Source organism: Streptomyces sp. Sge12 (assembly GCF_002080455.1).
Classification (GTDB): domain Bacteria; phylum Actinomycetota; class Actinomycetes; order Streptomycetales; family Streptomycetaceae; genus Streptomyces.
Window position 1 is genome coordinate 5,271,018 of the sequence record NZ_CP020555.1, and the last position, 15,907, is coordinate 5,286,924.

Consider the following 15,907-nt stretch of genomic DNA (forward strand, 5'->3'; position numbering starts at 1 on the left):
GGAGGGGACGGAAAAGAGCCGTCGGGTACTGGGGAAGGGATGCTCATGGAGGCCGCGTTGATCATCTTCGCGCTGATGGTGCTTTTCACCTTCCTGGGGTTGGGTGTGTACGCGACCGTCAAGGTGGTGCAGGCGACCAAGCGCGGTGTGGACCGGACCATCACGCAGGCGCGGCGGACCGTGGAGGACACCACCCTGCGCGCCAGGAGCTTCGGCCAGGTCGGGGTCACGGGAGCGCTGGCGCAGCTGCGGCTCGACCTGCGGACCTCGATGCGCGCCACGGAGCAGGCACTGCGGGAGGGGGTCCGGACGGACGCCTCGCTGCACGAGTCGATCGCGCTCTTCGAGCGGCTGAGCGCGCACGGGCGCGAGCTCGACGACGAGCTGAAGCGGCTGGAGCAGGACCCGGACCGCGGGCGGATCGCGGAGCGCCTGCCGGACCTGCGGGAGCGGACGGGCAAGATCAAGCAGGCCGCGGACTCGCTGCGGTGGGCCGCCCGGGACCGGGCCCAGCGCTTCGCGCAGGACGACCTGTCCACGCTGTCCGAGCAGATCGAGGTCGAGTCCGACGCGCTGCGGGACTGGCAGCGGGAGCCGGTGGACGACCTCGCGGCGGCGGCCGCGGCCTGGGACGCGGCGCAGGCGAACGGGCCCGCGGCGGGCCCGGCGGCTGCGGCGAACCCGGGCTCGGCCCCGGCTTCCGCCTCGGGTGCGACGGCGGGCGGATGGGGCGCGGAGCAGCCCCGGGAGGCCCTGAACCCGGCGGCCCCGGCGCCGCAGTACCCCTGGCAGAAGACGCGCCGGCCGGAGAGCACGACCTGAGGGCGCGGCCGGAGGGCACGGCCTGAGAGCAGGACCCGGGCCGGGCTGAGAGCAGGACCGGGGGCGCGCTGAGACGGCTGGTCCGGGACGGGGTGAGACGGCTGGGTCCGGGACGGCCCGGTGCGGGCTGACGGGGCGCTGGGCGGGTGGAGGTGACCTGCGGCCGGTGCGGTGCGGGCGCGGGCTCGTACCGTAGGCTCGCGCCGCCCCCGGGAGCGCCGTCGGAGGTCGCGTGACGGGCCCAGGCTGCCGTCCTGCCCCCACTGGCGGTAACCTCCGCCTCATGTCCCGCCATGTCGCCATCGTCACCGATTCCACGGCCTACCTGCCCCGACCGGCCATGGCGCGGCACGGAATCACCGCCGTCCCGCTCACCGTCGTCCTCGGCGGCGAGGCGCTGGAGGAGGGCACCGAGATCTCGGCGCGCAGCCTGGCCCTGGCCCTGCAGAAGCGCCGCTCGGTCACCACGTCGCGCCCCAGCACGGAGGAGTTCGTCCGGGCCTACCGGGCGGCGGCGGACGCCGGAGCGACCGGCATCGTCAGCCTGCACCTCTCCGCCGAGTTCTCCGGTACCTACGACGCGGCCGTCGTCGCGGCCAGGACCGCTCCCGTACCCGTCCGTGTCCTGGACACCGGCATGGTCGCGATGGCCCTCGGCTTCTGCGCGCTCGCGGCCGCCGAGGTCGCCGAGGCGGGCGGGTCCGTGGACGAGGCGGTGGCGGCCGCCGAGAAGCGGGCGGCGGACATGTCCGCCTACTTCTACGTCGACACCCTCGACTACCTCCGCCGCGGCGGCCGCATCGGGGCCGCGCAGGCCCTGCTCGGCTCCGCACTGGCGGTGAAGCCCCTGCTGACGCTGGACGGCGGGCGGATCGAGATGCTGGAGAAGGTCCGTACGTCGTCCAAGGCCATCGCCCGCCTGGAGGAGCTGGCCGTCGAGCGTGCCGGGTCCGCCGCCGTGGACGTGGCGGTGCACCACCTGGCGGCCCCCGAGCGGGCGGAGAAGCTCGCCGAGCGGCTTCGCGAGCGCATCCCCGGACTGGTCGAACTGCATCTCAGTGAGGTCGGCGCGGTGATCGGGGCGCACACCGGGCCCGGGCTGCTCGCGGCGGTCGTCTCACCCCGCTGACCACCGGAACGAGTGGCCCGGTTATCCACAACGATCTTTTTTTCCACCGGAATTGAGTGTTCCGAACGGGGGCGGGGATCGGCCCCTACGGTCGTCGCATGACTCTTCGAACGCGTGCTTCGTATCCGTCGGGTGCCACCAGTGGCCCGGGCCGTTCCCGACTCTCCGACAGCCGTCTGCGGCACCGCCGCACGGCCCGCCGGGGCCGGCGGGTTCCTCATCCCGAACCGGGCGCGGTGCGCCGGCGGGCCGAGGCCCTGCTCGGCGGCAGCAGCCCGCCCGCGGCGCTGCCCCACGCCCCGGCCGAAGCTCCGACCCGGGCGGATCCGGAGGTTCTGGCCCCGGCACCGGCCGCCGAGGGGGCCGGGCTGTCCCCGGGGGCCGCGCGCGGGCTGGCCGTACGGGAGCGGCTGCCGCTGTGGCTGCAGGACCGGTGCGAGGTACGGCCGCGCACGGTGGCCGCGGTCGCGGTGGTGCTGGTCGCCGCCGTCGGATTCGCCGGGCAGCAGTACTGGTGGGCCCGGCCGCAGACGGTGACCGCGCCCGCGGTGGTGACCCCGGGAGCGGTACCGGCGGCGTCCGCGGCGTCTGCGGGGGCGCCGGCGGGGGCCGGCAGTCCCGGAGGCGCCGCGAGGATCGTGGTCGACATCAGCGGCAAGGTCCGGGACCCGGGGGTGCGGCGGCTGCCCGCCGGTTCGCGGGTGGAGGACGCGCTGGCCGCGGCCGGGGGAGTGCGCCCCGGCACCGACACCACCGGGCTGAACCGGGCCCGCGTACTCGTGGACGGCGAGCAGGTGGTGGTCGGCGCCCCGGCGCCGCCGCCGGTGGCCGGGGCGGGCGGCGGACCGGGGCCCGCAGCTGGACCGGGACCTGGACCGGGACCGCTCAGTCTGGGCTCGGCCACGGTCGCCCAGCTGGACGGTCTGCCGGGGGTCGGGCCGGTGCTGGCGCAGCACATCGTCGACTTCCGTACCGCCCGCGGCGGCTTCCGCTCCGTGGAGGAGCTCCGGCAGGTCGACGGCATCGGGGAGCGGCGTTTCGCGGACCTGCGGACGCTGGTGCGGCCGTGACCGGCCGCGCGGGCGCGGGCCCGGTGGACCTGCGCCTCGTGGTGCCCGCCGCGGCCGCCTGGGCGGCCGCCGCCCTCGCCCTGGACGCTCCCGCCCGGCCAGCGGCCCTCGGGGTGGGGCTCGGGGTGGTCTGCGCGGGCCTGCTGATGCTGTGCGGGTGCCTGTGTCCGGGACGGCTCTGGCGGCTCGCCCCGGCCGCGGCGGCGGTCCTGCTGTGCGCGTCCGCCGGGGCCGGAGTGGCGGGGCTCCAGCGGGCCGAGGCGCGGGCCGGGCCGGTGGCGGGGCTGGCGCGGGAGCACGCCCGGGTGCTCGCGGAGCTCACCGTGGGCTCCGATCCGCGGGCCGCCCGGAGCGGGAACGGGCCGCCGGTGACCGTCCTGGACGCGGTGGTGACCCGGGTGACCGGGCCCGACGGGGTGAGCACCCGGGTCGAGACCCCCGTGCGGGTACTGGCCGGGCATGCACAGTGGGCCCGGCTGCAGCCCTCCACCCGGGTGGAGGTCGTCGCCCGGCTGGCCCCGGCGAGGGGCGGGGAGCGGGCCGTGGCGCTGCTCCGCCCGGCCGGTGACACCCCGCCCCGGGTGACCGGCGGCCCGGACACCGTCCAGCGGTTCGCGGGACGGCTGCGGGCCGGGCTGCGCGAGGCCACCGAGGGGCTCGCACCGGACGCCGCGGCCCTGCTGCCGGGGCTGGTCGTCGGTGACACCTCCAGGGTTCCGCCCGATCTGCACGAGGCCTTCCGGGCCACCGACCTGCTGCACCTGCTGGCCGTCTCCGGGTCCAACCTGACCGTGGTGCTGTTCCTGCTCATCGGGCCCCCGGCCCGCGCGCAGCAGGCCGAACGGCGCGGGCTGGCGCCCCGGCTCGGGCTCTCCCTGCGGGTCACCGCCCTGTGCGGGGCGGCCCTGACGATGGCGTTCGTGGTGGTGTGCCGGCCGGAGCCGAGCGTGCTGCGGGCCGCGGCCTGCGGGGCGGTCACCCTGCTGGCCATCGCCACCGGGCGGCGCCGGTCCCTGATCCCGGCCCTGGGCGCGGCCGTGCTGCTGCTCGTGCTCCACGACCCGTGGCTGGCCCGCAGCCATGGCTTCCTGCTCTCCGTGCTGGCCACCGGGGCGCTGCTCACCCTCGCGCCCCGGTGGAGCGCAGCCCTGCGGCGCCGTGGGGCGGGGCCGCGGCTCGCCGAGGCGCTGGGGGCCGCCGCGGCCGCCCAGGCGGTGTGCGCGCCCGTGGTGGCCGTCCTCGCCGCCCGGGTCAGCCTGGTGGCGGTGCCGTGCAACCTGCTGGCCGAGCTGGCGGCCGGTCCCGCGACGGTCCTCGGCTTCGCCGCGCTGGCCGCGGCCCCGGTGTGGATGCCCGCCGCGGAGGTGCTGGCCCGGTGCGCCGCAGTCCCGGCCGGGTGGATCGCGGGCGTGGCCCGGGCCGGGGCACGGTTCCCGGGCGCCGAGCTGTCCTGGCCGGGCGGGCTCGCCGGCGGCGCACTGCTCGCCGCTGTCACCCTGGTCGTCGTCGCCCTCGCCGGTGCCCGCTTCCGCGGGCGCGGGTGGCTCTGCTCGGCGCTGGCGGTGCTGCTGCTCCTGGCCGTACTGCGGCCGCCGCAGCTCACCCGTACGCTCACCGGCTGGCCCCCGCCCGACTGGAGCTACGTGCAGTGCGCCGTGGGGCAGGGGGACGCCGCCGTCCTTGCCGTCGGCCCGGGGGAGGCCCTCGTGGTCGACGCCGGCCCGGAACCCGGCCCGGTGGACGCATGCCTGCGCACCCTGGGTGTGCGCCGGGTGCCGCTGCTCCTGCTGACGCATTTTCACGCCGACCACGTGGGAGGCCTTTCGGGGGTGCTCCGGGACCGGTCCGTGGGTGTGATCCAGGCCACCGCGCTGGAAGAGCCGCCTGGGCAGGCCGAGTTCGTCCGGCGGACCGCGACGGCCGCCGGGGTGCCGATCGTGCGGGCCGTGCAGGGCGAGCGGCGCCGGGCCGGGGCGTTCGAGTGGCAGGTGCTCTGGCCGCCGCCGGCCGGCCCGCCGCCCGAGGGCCCCAACGATGCGAGCGTCGCCCTGCTGGTGCGCGGCGCGGGCCTGACCCTGTTGTTGCTCGGAGACCTTGAACCACCCGCGCAGCAGGGCCTGTTGAGGGCGCACCCGCATCTCGGTCCGGTGGATGTGCTCAAGGTCGCCCACCACGGCTCCGCGCACCAGGACCCCGAGCTGTACGCGCGGGTCCGGCCGCGGCTCGCGCTCGTTCCCGTCGGCGTGGGCAACCGCTACGGACACCCCGCGCCGGGTACGCTCGCCCGGCTGCGGGAGATGGGGGCGACCGTGCTGCGTACCGACATCGACGGCTCGATCGCCGTCGCCGGAGCCGGAGTTCGGCTCCGGGCGTTTCCGGCCGGCCGGCGGCGCAAAAGGCGCGGTCATACCGGGCGGGACCGCTCTGTTTGCCCACAACCCGACAGCATGATCGAATGCGTCTTCGCCAGAACGGTCCAAGTCCACACAGCACGGGGGTGCATCAGCCATGTTCGGTCGCAGACGGGGGATGGAGACGGCCGGGACGGCCGGGAGTTCCAGTCCCTCCATATCCGCGACACTGACGCTGCCGCCGACGGCACGTCTGCTCAGCTGCCGGGTCCTCGACACGGTGCACCGGCCGCTCCGGCAGGCCGTGTTCGAGGTGACCGACCCGATAGGCCGCCGCATCGTCAGAGGCGAGACCGACCCGTACGGCGGTTTCACCGCGGCCGTGCCGGAGGGGGAGTACCGGCTGTCGGTCACCGCCGAGGGGTACGCCCCGTTCCACGGGGTGACGATCGTGGGGGACCCGGCTCAGTCCGGCACCGCGGAGATCATCCTGGACGCGGTGGAGCCGCCGCTGCTGCCGCAGCCCGGCCACTGGGAGCTCGACCCGACGCACTCGACCATCGGGTTCACCGCGCAGCACATCGGCCTGGCCCGGATCCGTGGCCGGTTCAGCACGTTCGCCGGGGCGGTGCGGATAGCCGAGCGCATGGAGGACTCCTCCATGCACGTGATCATCGACGCGGCGAGCATCGACACCGGGGTGCGGCTGCGCGACGACCACCTGAGGTCGGGGGACTTCCTGGACGCGGTCCGCCACCCCACGGTGGAGTTCTACAGCGAGCGGTTCATCCACCGCAGCGGCAGCCGCTGGACCGTCGCCGGCGCGCTCACCCTGCACGGGGTCAGCCGCTCGGTGACCCTGGACACCGAGTACCTCGGCCTGGGCACGGGCATGGAGGGCGAACTGCGGGCGGCCTGCCGCTCCACCACCGAACTGCACCGTGAGGACTTCACCCTCAACTGGCAGTCGGTGCTGGCGCAGGGGATCGCGGCGATCGGTTCGAGCGTGGAAGTGACCCTGGACATCCAGGCCGTGCGCAAGGCCTGACCGGCAGCCCCTACGGGGTTTCCAGCCAGCCCTCGTACTCGGCGGCGAGGTCGTCCAGCGAGGTGACGTCGAGCCGTTCCTGCGGGTCCTCGACGACCACCAGCCACTGGGCGTCCTCGGCGTCGTCCTCGCCGGCCAGCGCGTCGCGGACCAACTGCGGCTCCTCCGGGAGTCCGAAGCGGTCGGCGGCCTCCTGGGCCACCTCCTCGGCGGCGTCGCGGTCGGGCAGGACGAGTACATGTCGCACATTCACGCGACCATTCTCGGGCACGCGGGGCGGAGGGCTGTCAGTGCGGCGTGGGATGCTGGACGCGATGGCCACCAGGAAGAACTCCACCGACGATCCGCTCGCCCCGCTCACCCTCGCGGTGGGGCAGGAGGAACTGCTGCTCGACCGCGCCGTGCGCGAGGTGGTGGCGGCCGCCCGCGCCGCCGATGCCGACACGGACGTCCGCGATCTCGCCTCCGAGCAGCTCCAGCCCGGCACGCTCGCCGAGCTGACGAGCCCCTCGCTCTTCTCCGAGCGCAAGGTGCTGGTCGTGCGCAACGCGCAGGACCTGTCCGCGGACTCGGTCAAGGAGGTCAAGGCCTACCTCGCCGCGCCCTACGAGGAGATCATCCTGGTCCTCCTCCACGCGGGCGGGGTCAAGGGCAAGGGCCTGCTGGACGCGGCGCGCAAGGCGGGTGCGCGCGAGATCGCCTGCCCGAAGATGACGAAAGCGGCGGACCGGCTGTCCTTCGTGCGGGGCGAATTCCGCACGCTCGGCCGGTCCGCGACCCCGGAGGCCTGCCAGAACCTGGTGGACGCGATCGGCAGCGACCTGCGGGAGCTGGCCAGCGCGGCCGCGCAGCTGTGCGCCGACGTCGAGGGCACCATCGACGAGGCCGTCGTGGCCCGCTACTACACCGGCCGGGCCGAGGCCTCCAGCTTCACGGTCGCCGACCGGGCGGTCGAGGGGCGGGCGGCCGAGGCCCTGGAAGCCCTGCGCTGGTCCCTGTCCACCGGGGTGGCGCCGGTCCTGATCACCAGCGCCCTGGCCCAGGCCGTCCGCGCCATCGGCAAGCTCGCCTCCGCCCCGCGCGGGGCCCGCCCCGGCGACCTCGCCCGGGACCTGGGCATGCCCCCGTGGAAGATCGACCGGGTCCGCCAGCAGATGCGCGGCTGGTCGGCGGACGCGGTCTCGGAGGCGCTGCGCGCCGTGGCCGCCGCCGATGCCGGGGTCAAGGGCGGCGGTGACGACCCCGAGTACGCCCTGGAGAAGGCCGTCGTGGCGGTGGCCCGCGCCGCCCGTCCCCAGGGCCGTTAGCGCGGACCCGCATGTACGACGACGCCGACTGCTGGCAGCGCTGGGTCGCGAGGCTGATGGCAGTCCTCGCCGCCGATGCCGCGGATCAGCTGGCCTGGGCCGTTGAGCACGGGGTGAAGAGCGTTCCTGTCACCGACGACGCCGACTTCGTCCTCCACCTGGCCGAGGGCATGGCGCAGCGGGGGACCCTCGCACCACAGGCCCTGCAGGACCTCCGGGCCATCGGCCGGCTCCTCGGCGAGGCCGACGTCCGCGGCCGCGCCGGCCTGTGCCGAGTCGCTGACCGCCGAACCGGCCTGGAACGGGGTGCGCACCCTGGCCCGCCGGATCCTCGTCGCCCGCGAGGGCGACTGGCGCCGGCCGCTGCCGCACCGCGTACCGCCTCAGCACATGTACGACTGAGCAGCCCCGGCGAGGCACGCCGGGCAGCACGAAGGCCCCGGCCACCGCCCTGGGGAAGGGCGGAGGCCGGGGCCTTCGGTTACTTCTGGTTGCGCCGCACCCGCGTGGCGAACGCTTCGTGTGCGGAGCGGGGTGCCGGTCAGGAGCGGGAGAGAGGGCCCACTGGGTCCCTTCCGGCGATCACATCAGGGAGCTCAGCCCTGCAGGGAGGCAACCTTGGTGGCCAGCGCCGACTTCTTGTTGGCGGCGGCGTTCTTGTGGATGACACCCTTCGAGACAGCCTTGTCGAGCGCACGCGCGGCAGCGCGAGAAGCCACGGTGGCCTTCTCGACGTCACCGGCGACGACGGCCTCGCGGGCCTTGCGGATCGCGGTCTTGAGCGAGGACTTGACGGCCTTGTTGCGCAGGCGCGCCTTCTCGTTCGTCTTGTTCCGCTTGATCTGGGACTTGATGTTCGCCACGAAAGAGCCTTTTCAGGTTCAGAGTTTGATCTTCGGATTGTGTCCCGACAGCTGAGAGGGCATACGAGACACAGCTGCCCAGGCTACCAGGCACGCTCCTGGCGGCCCAAACCGAGCGCACTGCCCCGTCCATGGGACCATGGGACTCTGCGTATAGATCCGACATCGCGCCGCCGAGAGCGACGGGAGCCGGACTTTCGCTCCGACCGACGCTCCGCAAACGCTTCCGACTGCGACCGAGAATCAGGACACTGCGTGCCCGCGATCCCCAGCCACGTGCCCGAGCCGAGCCGTACCGACTCGGCGCTGATCCGCAACTTCTGCATCATCGCGCACATCGACCACGGCAAGTCGACTCTTGCCGACCGGATGCTCCAGATCACCGGTGTGGTCGACCAGCGGCAGATGCGCGCCCAGTACCTCGACCGCATGGACATCGAGCGTGAGCGCGGCATCACGATCAAGTCCCAGGCGGTCCGACTGCCCTGGGCCCCCACCACGGGCGAGGGTCAGGGCAACACCCACATCCTCAACATGATCGACACCCCCGGGCACGTCGACTTCACCTACGAGGTCTCCCGCTCCCTCGCCGCCTGCGAGGGCACCGTCCTCCTCGTGGACGCCGCCCAGGGCATCGAGGCCCAGACCCTCGCCAACCTGTACCTGGCGATGGAGAACGACCTCGCGATCGTCCCCGTCCTGAACAAGATCGACCTGCCGGCCGCCCAGCCGGAGAAGTTCGCCGAGGAACTCGCGAACCTGATCGGCTGCCAGCCCGAGGACGTGCTGCGCGTCTCCGCGAAGACCGGTCTCGGCGTCGAGGCGCTGCTCGACAAGGTCGTCGCCACGGTCCCGGCCCCCGTCGGCGTCAAGGACGCCCCGGCCCGCGCCATGATCTTCGACTCGGTCTACGACTCGTACCGCGGCGTCGTGACGTACGTGCGTGTGGTCGACGGCCAGCTCAACAAGCGCGAGCGCATCCGGATGATGTCCACCGGCGCCACCCACGAGCTGCTGGAGATCGGTGTCTCCTCCCCGGAGATGACCCCCTCCGACGGCATCGGCGTCGGCGAGGTGGGCTACATCATCACCGGCGTGAAGGACGTCCGTCAGTCCAAGGTCGGTGACACCATCACCAGCCTGCACAACGGCGCGACCGAGGCCCTCGGCGGCTACAAGGACCCGCGCCCGATGGTCTTCTCCGGTCTCTACCCGCTCGACGGCTCGGACTACCCGGACCTGCGCGAGGCCCTGGACAAGCTCCAGCTCAACGACGCCGCCCTGGTCTACGAGCCGGAGACCTCGGCCGCGCTCGGCTTCGGCTTCCGCGTCGGCTTCCTCGGCCTGCTCCACCTGGACGTGGTCCGTGAGCGCCTGGAGCGCGAGTTCGGCCTCGACCTGATCGCCACCGCGCCCAACGTGGTCTACCGCGTGGTCATGGAGGACGGCAAGGAAGTCACCGTCACCAACCCGAGCGAGTTCCCCGAGGGCAAGATCTCGGACGTGTTCGAGCCGGTCGTGCGCGCCACCGTGCTCGCACCCACCGAGTTCATCGGCGCCATCATGGAGCTCTGCCAGCAGCGCCGCGGCACCCTGCTCGGCATGGACTACCTCTCCGAGGACCGGGTCGAGATCCGCTACACCCTCCCGCTCGCGGAGATCGTCTTCGACTTCTTCGACCAGCTGAAGTCCAAGACGCGCGGCTACGCCTCCCTGGACTACGAACCCACGGGCGAGCAGTCCGGCAGCCTGGTCAAGGTCGACATCCTGCTGCACGGCGACAAGGTCGACGCCTTCTCCGCCGTCACGCACAAGGACGCGGCCTACGCCTACGGTGTGCGCCTCGTCGCCAAGCTGCGCGAGCTCATCCCCAGGCAGGCCTTCGAGGTGCCGATCCAGGCCGCGATCGGCTCCCGCGTCATCGCCCGCGAGACCATCCGCGCCATCCGCAAGGACGTCCTCGCCAAGTGCTACGGCGGTGACATCTCCCGTAAGCGGAAGCTGCTGGAGAAGCAGAAGGAAGGCAAGAAGCGGATGAAGATGGTCGGCTCCGTGGAGGTCCCGCAGGAGGCCTTCATCGCCGTCCTCTCCAGCGACGAGTCCGGCGGCAAGAAGAAGTAGCAGCCCCGCCGCCACCCGACGCAGACAGGCCCCCGCACTCCGGTGCGGGGGCCTGTTTCGTTATGAAGCGGCCGCTCGCGGGCTCTTACGCGCGCGGCAGCGGCGCTCTAGTCTGATCACTGCCCGACGGTTACTCGCCAGTTTAAAAAGTCAACGGTTGCAAACCCGCCAGTCCCAAGCGCCCCCAGCGCCCCACGCCCACGCACTGCCGCGTGGAACGGTCCGGAGGATGTCGTGAGCGACACACAGACCTATCTCGAGAACCGCCCGCCCACCGTGGCGGTGCTCTTCCTTGAGCGCGTCGCAGCGACGCCGAACGACGAGGCCTACCGGTACCCGGTGCCCGCGGCCGACGGCCGGGGCGGCCCAGACGACTGGAAATCACTCAGCTGGGGCCAGGCGGCCGAGCGGGTGTTCGCCATCGCGGCCGGCCTGATCTCCCTCGGCCTGGAAACGGAGCAGCGCGTCGCGCTCGCCTCCGAGACCCGGGTCGACTGGATCCTCTCCGACCTCGGCGTGATGTGTGCCGGCGGCGCGGTCACCACGATCTACCCCAGCACCAACGCGGACGAGTCGGCCTTCATCCTCTCGGACTCCGAGAGCCGGGTGCTGATCGCCGAGAACGCGAAGCAGCTGGCGAAGGCGCGCGAGCGCCGCACCGACCTGCCGCACCTCGAACACGTCGTGGTCCTCGAGGCCGCCGACGCGGTCGCGGCCGAGGGCGACCCCGAGGGCTGGGTGCTCTCCCTCGCCGAGCTGGAGGCGCGCGGCAAGGAGTACCTCGCCAAGCACCCCGAGGCCGTCGACGAGCGGATCGCGGCCATCACCTCCGACCAGCTCGCCACCCTCATCTACACCTCCGGCACGACCGGCCGCCCCAAGGGCGTACGGCTGCCGCACGACAACTGGTCGTACCTGGCCAAGGCCATGACGGCCACCGGGCTCATCGGCAAGGACGACGTCCAGTACCTGTGGCTGCCGCTGGCCCACGTATTCGGCAAGGTACTGACCTCCGGGCAGATCGAGGCCGGGCACGTGACCGCCGTCGACGGCCGGATCGACAAGATCATCGAGAACCTGCCGGTCGTGCAGCCCACCTACATGGCGGCCGTCCCGCGCATCTTCGAGAAGGTCTACAACGGCGTGGCCGCCAAGGCCCGGGCCGCCGGCGGCGCCAAGTACAAGATCTTCCAGTGGTCGGCGGGCGTCGCCCGCGAGTACGCGAAGGTCACGCAGGACAACTTCCGCCGCACCGGCCAGGCGACCGCCCCCTTCGGCCTCACCACCAAACACAAGATCGCCGACGCGCTCGTCTACTCCAAGCTGCGCGAGGCCTTCGGCGGCAAGCTGCGCGCCGCCGTCTCCGGCGCCTCCGCCCTGGCCCCCGAGATCGGCTTCTTCTTCTCCGGCGCCGGCGTGCACATCCTGGAGGGCTACGGCCTGACCGAGTCCAGCGCCGCCTCCTTCGTCAACCCGGGCGAGGCCTACCGCACCGGCACGGTCGGCAAGCCGCTCCCCGGCACCGAGGTGCGCATCGCCGACGACGGCGAGGTCCTGCTGCGCGGCCCCGGCATCATGCAGGGCTACCACGGTCAGCCGGACAAGACCGCCGAGGTCCTGGAGTCCGACGGCTGGCTGCACACGGGCGACATCGGCGAACTGTCGGCCGACGGCTACCTGCGCATCACCGACCGCAAGAAGGACCTGATCAAGACCTCGGGCGGCAAGTACGTCGCCCCGGCGGAGATCGAGGGCCAGTTCAAGGCGATCTGCCCGTACGTGTCCACGATCGTCGTGCACGGCGCGGACCGTAACTTCTGCTCCGCCCTGATCGCCCTCGACGAGCCGTCCATCCTCACCTGGGCCGCCGACAACGGGCTGGAGGGCAAGACCTACGGACAGGTCCTGGCGGCGCCGGAGACCAACCGCCTGATCGAGACCTACGTCCAGACCCTCAACGAGGGGCTCCAGCGCTGGCAGACGGTCAAGAAGTTCCGGCTGCTGCCGCGCGACCTCGACGTCGAGCACGGCGACCTCACGCCCAGCCTGAAGCTGAAGCGGCCGGTGGTCGAGCGTGAGTTCAAGCACCTGATCGAGGAGATGTACGAGGGGTCGCGCGAGGCGTAACGCCTGCCGCGGGCTCGGCGGGGGCGGGGCGGTCTCCCGCCCCGCCGGGCCCCCCGTCCCGCGCGCCCTTCCCGGGGCTACGCCCCGGACCCCGCGCCTCAAACGCCGGCGGGGCTGGAGTGGGGCGGGAGTGGTGCCGGGCGGGGCTGACCATGGGCGGGGTGCGGGATGATGGGGGTATGCCTTCCGCACTCCCCGACGGTGAACCCATGCCCGAAGACGGCTCGCTGCCGTCGCATGCCCTGGCGGGCGCGGGGGAGCGGCCGCTCGGTTTCTACCTGCACGTCCCCTACTGCGCCACGCGCTGCGGCTACTGCGACTTCAACACCTACACGGCCACCGAGCTGCGGGGCACCGGCGGTGTGCTCGCCTCCCGGGAGAACTACGCCGACACCCTGATCGACGAGGTCAGGCTCGCGCGGAAGGTGCTCGGCGACGACCCCCGCCAGGTCCGGACCGTCTTCGTCGGCGGCGGTACGCCCACGCTGCTGCCCGCCGCCGACCTCGTACGCATGCTCGCGGCGATCCGGGACGAATTCGGCCTCGCCGAGGACGCCGAGATCACCACGGAGGCCAATCCGGAGTCGGTGGACCCGGCGTACCTCGCCGAGCTGCGCGCCGGGGGCTTCAACCGGGTCTCCTTCGGCATGCAGAGCGCCAAGCAGCACGTCCTGAAGGTGCTCGACCGCACCCACACCCCCGGCCGGCCCGAGGCGTGCGTCGCGGAGGCACGGGCGGCGGGCTTCGAGCACGTCAACCTCGACCTGATCTACGGGACCCCGGGGGAGTCGGACGAGGACTGGCGCGCGACGCTCGCGGCGGCGCTCGGGGCCGGGCCGGACCACATCAGCGCCTACGCGCTGATCGTCGAGGAGGGCACGCAGCTGGCGCGGCGGATCCGCCGGGGCGAGGTCCCGATGACGGACGACGACGTCCACGCCGACCGGTACCTGATCGCGGACTCGGTGATGGCCGAGGCCGGCTACTCCTGGTACGAGGTCTCCAACTGGGCCACCTCGGAGGCCGGCCGCTGCCTGCACAACGAGCTGTACTGGCGCGGCGCCGACTGGTGGGGCGCCGGGCCGGGCGCGCACTCGCACGTGGGCGGGGTGCGGTGGTGGAACGTGAAGCACCCGGGTGCGTACGCCGCGGCGCTGGCGGAGGGGCGGTCGCCCGGGGCGGGACGCGAGCTCCTGTCGGCGGAGGACCGGCGGGTGGAGCGGATCCTGCTGGAGCTGCGGCTGGTCGACGGCGTGCCGTTGCCGCTGCTCGCTCCGGCCGGGCTGGCGGCGTCGCGGAGGGCGCTGGCGGACGGGCTGCTGGAGCCGGGGCCGTACGAGGGCGGGCGTGCGGTGCTGACCCTGCGGGGGCGGTTGCTGGCCGATGCGGTGGTGCGGGACCTGGTGGACTGACCCGCGCGGGCGGGCCGGCCGCCGGGGGCGCTGCCCCCGGACCCCCGCGCCTCAAACGCCGGCGGGGCTGGAGGGCGGGGGCGGTCAGGTTGTGACGTGGTCGATGAGGTGTTCCACCGAGCCCAGGAGGGTGGATTCCAGGTCGCGGTACGAGGTGACCCGGGACAGGATGTGCTGCCAGGCGGCCCCGGTGTTCTCCGGCCAGCCCAGGGCCCGGCAGACGCCCGTCTTCCAGTCCTGACCGGGCGGGATCACCGGCCACGCGGGGATGCCCAGTGCGGACGGCTTCACCGCCTGCCAGACGTCCACGTACGGGTGGCCCACGATCAGGACGTGCGGGGAGGTCACCGACGCCGCGATGCGGGACTCCTTCGAGCCCGGGACGAGGTGGTCGACCAGGATGCCGAGGCGGGCGTCCTCGGCCGGGGCGAAGTCGGCGACGATGGCCGGGAGGTCGTCGATGCCCTCCAGGTACTCGACCACCACGCCCTCGATCCGCAGGTCGTCGCCCCAGACCCGCTCCACCAGCTCGGCGTCGTGCCGGCCCTCGACGTAGATCCGGCCCGCCCGGGCCACCCGCGCCCGCGCCCCGGGGACGGCCAGTGAGCCCGAGGCCGTCAGGCGCGGCGCCGCGGGGCCGCGCGCCGGCCGGACCAGGGTGACCACCTCGCCGTCCAGCAGGAACCCCCGCGGCTCCATCGGGAACACCCGCCGCTTGCCGAAGCGGTCCTCCAGCGTCACCGTGCCCGCCTCGCAGGCCACCACCGCGCCGCAGAAGTCCGTACCGGCGACCTCGACCACGAGGTCGCGGTCCGCCGCCACCTCCGGCACGGCCGTGGGTCGCTTCCACTGGGGGGTCAGGTCGGGGGAGTACTCGCGCATCCGGCCGACAGTAGGAGAGCCGCGCGCGTCACGCCTCCGACACGCCGAAACGGGCCGCCAGTGTGGCGCGTTGCGCACGGACGAAGTCCGCCCCGACCACCGCTCCGTGACCCGGCACGTACAGTGCGTCGTCCCCGCCCAGCGACAGCAGCCGGTCCAGGGCCGCGGGCCACTGCCCGGGCACGGCGTCCGGGCCCGCCATGGGTTCCCCCGACTCCTCGACCAGGTCCCCGCAGAAGACCACCTCGCGCTCGCCCGGTACGAAGACGGCCAGGTCGTGCCCGCTGTGCCCGGGCCCCACATTGGCCAGCAGCACCTGTACGCCGCCCAGTTCCAGCGTCCACTCGCCCGACACCGGGTGCCGGGGCAGCACCAGCAGGTCCACCGCCTCCGCCGCCTCCGCCTCCGCGAGCCCGTGGCGGACCGCGTCCTCGCGCAGCTCCTCGCGTTCCGCCGCCAGCAGCGAGTCCAGCCCGACCGCCCCGAACACCTCGGCGCCCGAGAAGGCGGCCCCGCCCAGGACGTGATCGAAATGGCCGTGCGTGAATGCGATATGGGTCACGTGCCGGCCCGTCAGCCGCTCCGCCTCGGCCCGCACCTCGGCGCCCTCGCGCAGGCACGAGCCGGGGTCGATCAGGAGCACGGAATCCTCGCCCACCACAAGCCCCACGGTGCAGTCCCACACCGGCAGCCGCCGACGGCCGGCCCGTCCGGTCAGCCGTTCCCACCCACACTCTTCCCAACGCACGTCCATGCGGCGACGCTACCCTGGCGG

Annotated in this window: 13 protein-coding genes and 1 pseudogene; 9 read left to right on the forward strand and 5 right to left on the reverse strand. The window is 73.5% G+C overall.

Annotated features, from left to right (window positions below):
- Positions 1–45 precede the first annotated feature (45 nt).
- The 5 genes and pseudogenes from B6R96_RS23550 (at position 46) to B6R96_RS38225 (ending at position 6,420) form a co-directional block, all read left to right on the forward strand.
- Positions 46–822 carry a hypothetical protein gene (locus tag B6R96_RS23550; RefSeq protein WP_081525216.1) on the forward strand — a complete coding sequence of 259 codons (777 nt, stop codon included), beginning with the start codon at positions 46–48 and terminating at the stop codon, positions 820–822.
- Positions 823–1,105: 283 nt separating this feature from the next.
- A complete protein-coding gene (locus B6R96_RS23555; protein ID WP_030384657.1) occupies positions 1,106–1,951 on the forward strand; it encodes a DegV family protein in 846 nt (281 codons plus the stop codon).
- Positions 1,952–2,049: 98 nt separating this feature from the next.
- Positions 2,050–3,021 (forward strand): ComEA family DNA-binding protein, encoded by a 972-nt coding sequence (locus B6R96_RS38215; protein ID WP_081523567.1) that lies wholly within the window; start codon positions 2,050–2,052, stop codon positions 3,019–3,021.
- Positions 3,022–3,344: 323 nt separating this feature from the next.
- A pseudogene (locus B6R96_RS38220) lies at positions 3,345–5,393 on the forward strand (ComEC/Rec2 family competence protein); the annotation flags it as partial.
- Positions 5,394–5,529: 136 nt separating this feature from the next.
- The gene (locus tag B6R96_RS38225) at positions 5,530–6,420 is read left to right on the forward strand and encodes a YceI family protein (RefSeq protein WP_053171609.1); all 891 of its coding nucleotides are present in this window, start codon (positions 5,530–5,532) and stop codon (positions 6,418–6,420) included.
- A 10-nt stretch (positions 6,421–6,430) separates the two neighbouring features.
- Here B6R96_RS38225 and B6R96_RS23570 read toward each other — a convergent pair whose 3' ends face one another.
- Entirely contained in the window at positions 6,431–6,673 is a 243-nt protein-coding gene (locus B6R96_RS23570; RefSeq protein ID WP_081523568.1) for a hypothetical protein, read from the reverse strand.
- A gap of 61 nt (positions 6,674–6,734) precedes the next feature.
- On the opposite strand from B6R96_RS23570, the gene holA reads away from it, so the two are divergent.
- Positions 6,735–7,727 (forward strand): DNA polymerase III subunit delta, encoded by a 993-nt coding sequence (gene holA / locus B6R96_RS23575; protein WP_199815931.1) that lies wholly within the window; start codon positions 6,735–6,737, stop codon positions 7,725–7,727.
- Here the strand turns inward: holA and B6R96_RS23580 are convergent.
- Positions 7,724–8,041, reverse strand: coding sequence for a hypothetical protein (locus B6R96_RS23580; RefSeq protein WP_081523569.1), 318 nt, complete (start codon positions 8,039–8,041; stop codon positions 7,724–7,726). The two genes, holA and B6R96_RS23580, sit on opposite strands and share 4 nt — an antisense overlap.
- 282 nt (positions 8,042–8,323) lie before the next feature.
- The gene (gene rpsT, locus B6R96_RS23585) at positions 8,324–8,590 is read right to left on the reverse strand and encodes a 30S ribosomal protein S20 (protein WP_030384651.1); all 267 of its coding nucleotides are present in this window, start codon (positions 8,588–8,590) and stop codon (positions 8,324–8,326) included.
- Between the two features lie 255 nt (positions 8,591–8,845).
- Here rpsT and lepA point away from each other — a divergent pair, with 255 nt between their 5' ends.
- The 3 genes from lepA (at position 8,846) to hemW (ending at position 14,250) form a co-directional block, all read left to right on the forward strand.
- Entirely contained in the window at positions 8,846–10,711 is a 1,866-nt protein-coding gene (gene lepA / locus B6R96_RS23590; protein ID WP_030384650.1) for a translation elongation factor 4, read from the forward strand.
- Positions 10,712–10,945: 234 nt separating this feature from the next.
- A complete protein-coding gene (locus tag B6R96_RS23595; protein ID WP_053703007.1) occupies positions 10,946–12,838 on the forward strand; it encodes an AMP-dependent synthetase/ligase in 1,893 nt (630 codons plus the stop codon).
- A gap of 179 nt (positions 12,839–13,017) precedes the next feature.
- Positions 13,018–14,250 carry a radical SAM family heme chaperone HemW gene (gene hemW, locus B6R96_RS23600; RefSeq protein WP_081523570.1) on the forward strand — a complete coding sequence of 411 codons (1,233 nt, stop codon included), beginning with the start codon at positions 13,018–13,020 and terminating at the stop codon, positions 14,248–14,250.
- 84 nt (positions 14,251–14,334) lie between these two features.
- Here the strand turns inward: hemW and B6R96_RS23605 are convergent, their stop codons facing one another.
- Together B6R96_RS23605 and B6R96_RS23610 are read right to left on the reverse strand one after the other, a co-directional pair.
- On the reverse strand, positions 14,335–15,132 hold the full coding sequence (locus tag B6R96_RS23605) for a DUF3097 domain-containing protein (protein ID WP_081523571.1): 798 nt from the start codon (positions 15,130–15,132) through the stop codon (positions 14,335–14,337).
- Between the two features lie 28 nt (positions 15,133–15,160).
- Positions 15,161–15,886: an MBL fold metallo-hydrolase gene (locus B6R96_RS23610; RefSeq protein ID WP_081523572.1), complete on the reverse strand. Its 726-nt coding sequence runs from the start codon at positions 15,884–15,886 to the stop codon at positions 15,161–15,163.
- Positions 15,887–15,907: the final 21 nt, after the last annotated feature.

Bases quoted from the DNA above. Each gene is read 5' to 3' on its own strand.
- B6R96_RS23555 (WP_030384657.1), top strand. From the start codon at position 1,106: ATGTCCCGCCATGTCGCCATCGTCACCGATTCCACGGCCTACCTGCCC.
- holA (WP_199815931.1), top strand. From the start codon at position 6,735: ATGGCCACCAGGAAGAACTCCACCGACGATCCGCTCGCCCCGCTCACC.
- B6R96_RS23605 (WP_081523571.1), bottom strand. From the start codon at position 15,132: ATGCGCGAGTACTCCCCCGACCTGACCCCCCAGTGGAAGCGACCCACG.
- B6R96_RS23610 (WP_081523572.1), bottom strand. From the start codon at position 15,886: ATGGACGTGCGTTGGGAAGAGTGTGGGTGGGAACGGCTGACCGGACGG.
- B6R96_RS38225 (WP_053171609.1), top strand. From the start codon at position 5,530: ATGTTCGGTCGCAGACGGGGGATGGAGACGGCCGGGACGGCCGGGAGT.
- hemW (WP_081523570.1), top strand. From the start codon at position 13,018: ATGCCTTCCGCACTCCCCGACGGTGAACCCATGCCCGAAGACGGCTCG.
- B6R96_RS23550 (WP_081525216.1), top strand. From the start codon at position 46: ATGGAGGCCGCGTTGATCATCTTCGCGCTGATGGTGCTTTTCACCTTC.
- B6R96_RS38215 (WP_081523567.1), top strand. From the start codon at position 2,050: ATGACTCTTCGAACGCGTGCTTCGTATCCGTCGGGTGCCACCAGTGGC.